Source organism: Streptomyces sp. NPDC021622 (genome assembly GCF_040640795.1).
GTDB lineage: Bacteria > Actinomycetota > Actinomycetes > Streptomycetales > Streptomycetaceae > Streptomyces.
Window position 1 is genome coordinate 667030 of the sequence record NZ_JBFACK010000003.1, and the last position, 7797, is coordinate 674826.

General features: G+C 72.0%; 6 protein-coding genes and 1 rRNA gene. 5 read left to right on the plus strand and 2 right to left on the minus strand.

Features of this window, described 5'->3' with window-relative positions; all coding sequences use genetic code 11:
- Window positions 1-89: 89 nt before the first annotated feature.
- Entirely contained in the window at window positions 90-1295 is a 1206-nt protein-coding gene (gene mtnA, locus AB0G47_RS10400; protein WP_360766486.1) for an S-methyl-5-thioribose-1-phosphate isomerase, read from the minus strand.
- A 140-nt stretch (window positions 1296-1435) separates the two neighbouring features.
- Between mtnA and AB0G47_RS10405 the strand changes: the two genes are divergently transcribed.
- From AB0G47_RS10405 to AB0G47_RS10425, 5 genes are all read left to right on the plus strand, one after another.
- A complete protein-coding gene (locus tag AB0G47_RS10405) occupies window positions 1436-2719 on the plus strand; it encodes a glycerophosphoryl diester phosphodiesterase membrane domain-containing protein (RefSeq protein ID WP_360766489.1) in 1284 nt (427 codons plus the stop codon).
- A 19-nt stretch (window positions 2720-2738) separates the two neighbouring features.
- Window positions 2739-3428 carry a DUF4129 domain-containing protein gene (locus tag AB0G47_RS10410; protein WP_360766616.1) on the plus strand — a complete coding sequence of 230 codons (690 nt, stop codon included), beginning with the start codon at window positions 2739-2741 and terminating at the stop codon, window positions 3426-3428.
- A 473-nt stretch (window positions 3429-3901) separates the two neighbouring features.
- The gene (locus AB0G47_RS10415) at window positions 3902-5143 is read left to right on the plus strand and encodes a DUF4350 domain-containing protein (RefSeq protein WP_360766619.1); all 1242 of its coding nucleotides are present in this window, start codon (window positions 3902-3904) and stop codon (window positions 5141-5143) included.
- Window positions 5143-6123 carry a MoxR family ATPase gene (locus AB0G47_RS10420; RefSeq protein WP_360766492.1) on the plus strand — a complete coding sequence of 327 codons (981 nt, stop codon included), beginning with the start codon at window positions 5143-5145 and terminating at the stop codon, window positions 6121-6123. The genes AB0G47_RS10415 and AB0G47_RS10420 overlap by 1 nt, the downstream gene beginning before the upstream one ends.
- Entirely contained in the window at window positions 6123-7433 is a 1311-nt protein-coding gene (locus AB0G47_RS10425) for a DUF58 domain-containing protein (RefSeq protein WP_360766495.1), read from the plus strand. Before AB0G47_RS10420 ends, AB0G47_RS10425 begins: the two co-directional genes overlap by 1 nt.
- A gap of 98 nt (window positions 7434-7531) precedes the next feature.
- On the opposite strand, the gene rrf is transcribed toward AB0G47_RS10425, so the two are convergent.
- Window positions 7532-7648 (minus strand): 5S ribosomal RNA (gene rrf / locus AB0G47_RS10430).
- Window positions 7649-7797 lie beyond the last annotated feature (149 nt).

Below are 7797 nucleotides of genomic sequence, written 5' to 3' on the forward strand. Positions count from 1 at the left end.
ACTGACCTGTGACGATAGTCGTATATGGCCACTACTGTCTGCGGTCGTCCACGGCTGTGGATATCAGCCACTGAAATCGCCCACAGATGTCAGCGGGATCCGGCGCACAGCTCGGCAAGGCCAACTGCTGTCACGGGCGACACGACGCCCTCTTCGGTGACGATCGCCGTCACCAATTCCGGCGGCGTCACATCGAAGGCGGGGTTGTACGCCTGGGTCCCCAGAGGTGCCACCGCGATCCCGCCTCCCGCTTCCGTGCCGGCCACCGGCACATAGGGTGCCGTGACCTCCGTCACTTCATGACCCGCCCGCTGCTCGACCTCGATGGATGCTCCGTCCGGGGTGTCCGGGTCCACGGTCGTGACCGGTGCCACCACGATGAACGGAACGTGGTGGTAGCGGGCCAGCACAGCGAGCGGATAGCTCCCCACCTTGTTGGCCACCGAACCGTCGGCGGCAATGCGGTCGGCGCCGATCAGCACGGCGTCCACCTCTCCTGCCGCGAACAGCGACCCCGCCGCGTTGTCCGTGAGCAAGGTGTACGCCATTCCGCTGCGTGCCGCCTCATATGCCGTGAGCCTCGAACCCTGCAGCAACGGACGCGTCTCGTCCACCCACAGCCTGCGCAGCCGCCCTTTGCGGTGCGCCGCGAGCGCCACAGCGAACGCCGTGCCCTCACCTCCGGAGACCAGCGCCCCGGTGTTGCAGTGGGTCAGGATCCGATGCTGGCCGCCCGGCAGCAGCTCGTCGAGCAGCGCCAGACCGTGCACCGCCATCCGCGCGCTGGCCTCGGCGTCCTCCCGGTGCAGTGCCTTCGCCTCCGCGAGCGCCGCCGCGGCCGCCCCCTCCTGGCCGGCCCCGCCCGACAGCGCCGAGCGATACGCCGCGTGAGCCCTGCGCACGCCGTACCCGAGGTTGACCGCGGTGGGCCTGGCCCCCGCCAGCGCGTCCGCCGCCTCGTCCACGTCGAAGCCGCGTACGGCGGCGAGCGCGACGCCGTACGCCCCGGCGATCCCGAGCAGCGGCGCCCCGCGCACGGCGAGCGTGCGGATCGCCTGCACCAGTGCGGGCGCGTCGGTGCACACCAGCTCCGTCTCCTCGCCCGGCAGCCTGGTCTGGTCGAGGAGGACCAGTACGGGGCCTTCCGGTGGCTCGTCCCAGCGGATCGCGGGAGACGCGGGCGCCACAGGGGTCGCGGACGTCGCTGGGGTCGCTGGGGTCGCTGGGGTCGCTGGGGTCGCGGGGGTCTGAGTCGGCCGTATGTCCTCGCCGGATTGCGCGTACTGATCAGCCATCCGCCCAGTCTGCCCCGTACCGGACGGACAATTGAAGGTGTGCAGCCCCTACGGCACCCGGTCACCACCGGGGCACGCCGTGGCACGATGGCTGGCAACCTGCCGCCGCGACCGCGGACGGGCACCGTGAAGGAGCGACGATGAACGACACTCCGGGCTGGGCTTCGCCCGGATCTGCCCCCTCCGACGACGGACAGGACTCCGGCAAGGAACCCACCGAGCCCGCGGACCAGCCGGACGGTCCGGGTTCCAAGTGGTCCAAGGAGCAGCCGCCACCCGCCCAGTGGTCCGCACCGAGCCCTCCGCCCGCCGGCCAGACCCCGCCACCGCCACCACCGCCGCCCGGCGGAGGCTGGGGCGGCGGACGCCCCGGCGGCCCGGGTTCCGGCGGCCCCGGCGGCTACCCCGGCTGGGGCGCATGGCAGGGCCCGCCGCCCGCCGCCAAGCCCGGTGTCATCCCGCTGCGGCCGCTCGGCGTCGGCGAGATCCTGGACGGCGCGGTCTCCACGATGCGCACGCACTGGCGCACGGTCCTCGGCATCTCCCTCGCCGTGGCCGTGTTCACGGAAGTCCTCGTCATCCTGCTGCAGGGGCTCGTCCTCAACGACACCGCCGACACGGACGCCCTCAACGACCCGAGCGCGACGGTCGGCGAACTGACCCGAGCCCTCGGCGACACCCTGCTCAGCTCCGGCGTGGTCCTGCTGATCACCCTGCTCGGCACGATCGTCGCCACGGCTCTGCTCACGATGGTCACCAGCCGCGCGGTGCTCGGCAAGTCGGTGACCACGGCGGAGGCCTGGCGGGACGCCAAGCCGCAGCTGCCGAGGCTGATCGGCCTGACGCTGTTGCTTCCGCTCATCGGCGGCGCCGTAGTCGCCATCGGCATCATGCCGGGCGTATTGATCGCGCTGGCCGGCGGATCCGACGCGGGTGTCAGCCTCGCCGTCCTCGGCGGATTCGGCGCTTTGATCGTCGCCATCTGGCTGCTGATCCGCTTCTCGCTCGCCTCGCCCGCCCTGATGCTCGAGAAGCAGGGCGTGAAGAAGTCGATGACCCGCTCCGTGAAGCTGGTCCGCGGCTCCTGGTGGCGGGTCTTCGGCATCCAGCTGCTCGCCGCGATCATCGCCAACGTCGTCGCGTCGATCATCGTGATCCCGTTCACCCTCATCGCGGGCGCGGTGAGCGGCGACGGCGTCACCGGCTTCCTCGACAGCGGCACGGGCGAGCTCGGCTGGACCTTCCTGATCGTCAGCGGCATCGGCTCGGTGATCGGCTCCATGCTCACCTTCCCGATCACCGCAGGCGTGACGGTGCTGCTCTACATCGACCAGCGGATCCGCCGCGAAGCCCTCGACCTGGAACTCGCCCGCGCCGCGGGCCTCCAGGGCGGATCCGACGCCCCCGGCACACCCGGGAGCTGATGCGGTGACGGGGGACGTACTGCGGGGACTCGGGGCGGGGGCAGCACTCCTGCCCCGCACCGGCGAGGACCCACCGGTGACAATTCCGCGCGGGCCCGCACGGGAGGCGGCCGAGCGCGAACTGTCCAAGCCGATGTACCACGAGAACGACCCCAGCCTCCTGCAGCGGGCCCTGAACCGCTTCTGGGAGTGGGTCGACGACCTGTTCACCGCCGCCTCGGGCGCGACCCCGGGCGGCGGCTTCGGCCTCCTGGTCATCGTCATCGCCGTGCTCGCCGTCGCCGCGGCCCTCTGGTGGCGCCTCGGCACCCCCCGCCGAGCCCCCGCCTCCTCCCCCGCCCTCTTCGACGACCGCCCCCGCAGCGCTGCGGAACACCGCGCCGCCGCCGAGGCACACGCCGCCCAGGGCCACTGGAACCAGGCCGTCCAGGAGCGCATGCGGGCCATCGTCCGCTCCCTGGAGGAACGCGCCCTCCTGGACCCCCGCCCCGGCCGCACCGCCGACGAGGCGGCAGCCGAGGCCTCCCTCACCCTCCCCGCGCACACGGCCCGACTGCGCACCGCCGCCCAGGAGTTCGACGACGTGACATACGGCGGCCGCACCGCCACCGAAGCCGCGTACGCCCTCATGTCCGACCTGGACGAAACCCTGACCCACACCAAGCCGACCCTCACCCACAGCCCCCTCCCCCAGGGAGCCCCCAAGTGACCGGCCCCCCACACCCTCCCGAGCCGAACACCCCTAACAACCACCCCGGCTCCGACGCACCTCCCGGTACCCCCGAAGCGCCCGCTCCAGGCGCCTCGAACCCGGACGAGACACCCCCGCCGCCCGACCCCGCGCACCCCTCCGAGCCGAACACCCCCACCAACCACCCCGCCTCCGACGCGCCTCCCCGCAACCCCGAAGCGCCCGCCCCGGTTACCTCGAACCCGGACGAGACACCCCCGCCGCCCGACCCTCCGCACCCCTCCGAGCCGAACATCCCCGCCAACCACTCCGGCTCCGACGCGCCTCCCCGTACCCCCGAAGCGCCCGCCCCAGGCACCTCGAACTCGAGCACCCCCACGAACCACCCCGCCTCCGACACACCTCCCCGCATCCCCGAAGCGCCCGCCCCGAGCCCCTCGCACCCGGGCGCCCCGAACCCCGCCGAGGCACCCTCGCCAAGCGGCTCCCCCATGGCCACCGCGCCCCCGGACCCCCTTCAGCAGTCCACCCCCGCAGCCACCTCCACGCCCCCGGCGCCTGCCTCCACCTCCATCTCGGCCACCCCCCGCCGGATCTGGACCCGAACCCGCGGCATCCTGCTCGCCCTGGTCGTCCTCCTGGCTGCCGCCATCGCGATCGCCGCGGTCCGCTCCGGAACCCAGCACGGCCGGCTCGACCCACGTTCCGCCGACCCCTACGGCAGCCGTGCCGTCGGCGAACTCCTCGCCGACCGGGGCGTGTCCACCCGTGTCGTCACCACCTCCGAAGAGGCCCGGTCCGCGGCTGGCCCGGACACCACGCTCCTGGTGACCTCCCCCGACCTGCTCGCCGACCGCCAGCAGTCGCGCCTCCACGCGGCCACCAAGGACTCCGGAGGCCGCACCGTCCTCCTCACCCCCGGAACCCCGTCGATCGACACCCTCGCCCCCGGGGTCACCGCCGACCCCGCCCCCAGCCTCGACTCGACGCTCTCCCCCCGCTGCTCCCTGCCCGCCGCGCAGCGCGCCGGCTCCGCGGACATGGGCGGCCTCCGCTACGACACCCTCGCCCCCGACGCCGAGTCCTGCTACCTCAGCGACGGCCTGCCCAGCCTCCTCCAGCTCCCGGCCGCCGACGGAGAGGGCGACACCGTCGTACTCGGCGCCCCCGATATCCTCTACAACGACCGCCTCGACGAGCACGGCAACGCCTCGCTCGCCCTGCAACTCCTCGGTTCCCGCCCCCACTTGGTCTGGTACCTCCCCTCGCTCTCCGACGACGCCGCGACCGACACCGAAGACCGCGAATTCTTCGACCTGATCCCCTCCGGCTGGCTCTGGGGCACCCTGCAACTCACCATCGCCGCCGCACTCGCCGCCCTCTGGCGCGCCCGCCGCCTCGGCCCACTGGTCCCCGAACGCCTCCCCGTCGCCATCCGCGCCTCCGAAACCGTCGAAGGCCGCGCCCGCCTCTACCGCAAGGCGAACGCCCGCGACCGCGCGGCAGCAGCACTCCGCTCGGCGACCCGCACCCGCCTCGCCCCCCTCGTCGGCGTATCCCCCGTCCAGGCGCACGCGCCCGAGACCCTGCTCCCCGCCCTGACCGCCCGGCTCCACACCCCCGGCCACGACCTGCTCCCCCTCCTCTTCGGCCAACCCCCTGCCAACGACGCCGCCCTGATCGCCCTCGCCGACCAACTCGACGCCCTCGAAAGAGAGGTACGTTCTTCATGATGGACCCGACCACTGACAACGCCGGGAGCTCCGGCAGCGCCCGCTCCTCCCTGGAGTCCCTGCGCACCGAGATCTCCAAGGCCGTGGTCGGCCAGGACCCCGCGGTGACGGGCCTCGTAGTGGCCCTCCTCTGCCGCGGCCACGTCCTACTAGAAGGAGTCCCTGGAGTAGCCAAAACGTTGCTCGTCCGCGCCCTCGCCGCATCCCTCGAACTCGACACCAAACGCGTCCAGTTCACCCCCGACCTGATGCCAAGCGACATCACGGGCTCCCTCATCTACGACGCCCGCACCACCGAGTTCTCGTTCCAGCCGGGCCCGGTCTTCACCAACCTCCTGCTCGCCGACGAGATCAACCGCACCCCGCCCAAGACCCAGTCCTCCCTCCTCGAAGCGATGGAGGAACGCCAGGTCACGGTCGACGGCACACCCCGCCCCCTCCCCGAGCCCTTCCTCGTGGCGGCCACCCAGAACCCGGTCGAGTACGAAGGCACGTACCCGCTCCCCGAAGCCCAGTTGGACCGCTTCCTCCTCAAGCTCACGGTCCCGCTCCCCTCCCGCCAGGACGAGATCAACGTCCTCACGCGCCACGCCGAGGGCTTCAACCCCCGCGACCTGCGCGCTGCCGGCGTACGCCCCGTCGCCGGCCCCGCGGACCTGGAAGCCGCCCGCACAGCGGTCGCCAAGACCAGCGTCTCCCCCGAGATCACCGCCTACGTGGTGGACATCTGCCGCGCCACCCGCGAGTCCCCGTCCCTCACGCTCGGCGTCTCCCCCCGCGGCGCGACGGCGCTCCTCTCCACTGCCCGCGCCTGGGCCTGGCTGACCAGCCGCGACTACGTCATCCCCGACGACGTGAAGGCCCTCGCCCTCCCCACCCTCCGCCACCGCGTCCAACTCCGCCCCGAGGCCGAGATGGAGGGCGTGACGGCGGACTCCGTCATCAACGCGATCCTCGCCCACGTCCCGGTCCCCCGCTGATGGCCCTCACCGGCCGCACCGCCCTCCTGGCGGCCATCGGCAGCCTCCCCGTGGGCCTCTGGGACCCGAGCTGGACCGGCATCCTCGCCGTCAACACCCCCCTGGCCCTGGCCTGCGCCTGCGACTTCGCCCTGGCCGCCCCCGTACGCCGCCTCGGCCTGACCCGCTCGGGCGACACTTCCGTACGTCTCGGCGAGACCGCCGACATCGGCCTGACCATCACCAACCCTTCCGGCCGCCCCCTGCGCGCCGAGCTCCGCGACGCCTGGCCGCCCAGCAGCTGGCAGCCCGGCACCGAGGTCGAGGCGTCCCGCCACCGGCTGACGATCCCTCCGGGCGAGCGCCGCCGCCTCACCACACGCCTGCGCCCCACCCGCCGAGGCGACCACCAGTCCGACCGCGTCACCATCCGCTCGTACGGCCCCCTGGGCCTCCTCACCCGCCAGGGCAGCCACAAAGTCCCCTGGACGCTCCGGGTCCTGCCCCCTTTCACCAGCCGGAAGCACCTCCCCTCCAAGCTGGCCCGCCTCCGCGAACTCGACGGCCGCACCAGCATGCTGACCCGCGGTCAGGGCACCGAGTTCGACAGCCTTCGCGATTACGTCCCCGGTGACGACACCCGCTCCATCGACTGGCGCGCCACCGCCCGCCAGTCCACCGTCGCCATCCGCACCTGGCGCCCGGAACGGGACCGCCACATCCTGCTGGTCCTCGACACCGGCCGCACGTCAGCGGGCCGAGTCGGCGACGCCCCTCGCCTGGACGCCTCCATGGACGCCGCGCTGCTCCTCGCCGCCCTGGCCTCCCGAGCCGGCGACCGTGTGGACCTCCTCGCATACGACCGCCGGGTACGCACCCTGGTCCAGGGCAAGGCCGCGGGCGAAGTCCTCCCCTCGGTCGTCAACGCCCTGGCCACACTGGAACCGGAACTCGTCGAAACAGACGCCCGTGGCCTGACCTCAACGGCCCTCCGCACCGCCAACCGCGGCTCCTTGATCGTGCTGCTGACCAGCCTCGACGCGGCCCCCATCGAAGAGGGCCTGCTCCCGGTGCTCTCCCGCCTCACCCAGCGCCACAAGGTCCTACTGGCATCGGTCGCCGACCCGCACATCGAGCAGATGGCCAAGGCTCGGGGAACAACCGAAGCCGTCTACGACGCCGCAGCAGCCGCCCAGGCCAACGCGGAACGCCACCGCACAGCAGAACAACTCATCCGGCACGGCGTCACAGTCGTAGACGCAACGCCCACAGAGCTGCCCCCCGCTCTGGCGGACGCATACCTGTCCCTGAAAGCGGCCGGCCGCCTCTGACGAAAATGGAAACCCCTGAAATGAAAAGGGGAAGCACCCCTTAAACGCAGAAAACCCCCGCACCGTATCCCGGTGCGGGGGTCTCCCATTCAAAAATAGTTCGGCGGCGTCCTACTCTCCCACAGGGTCCCCCCTGCAGTACCATCGGCGCTGTGAGGCTTAGCTTCCGGGTTCGGAATGTAACCGGGCGTTTCCCTCACGCTATGACCACCGAAACACTATGAAACTGTCAACCGCACCGTACGTGACCTTGTACGGGGTTGTTCGTGGTTTCAGAACCAACACAGTGGACGCGAGCAACTGAGGACAAGCCCTCGGCCTATTAGTACCAGTCACCTCCACCCGTTACCGGGCTTCCAGATCT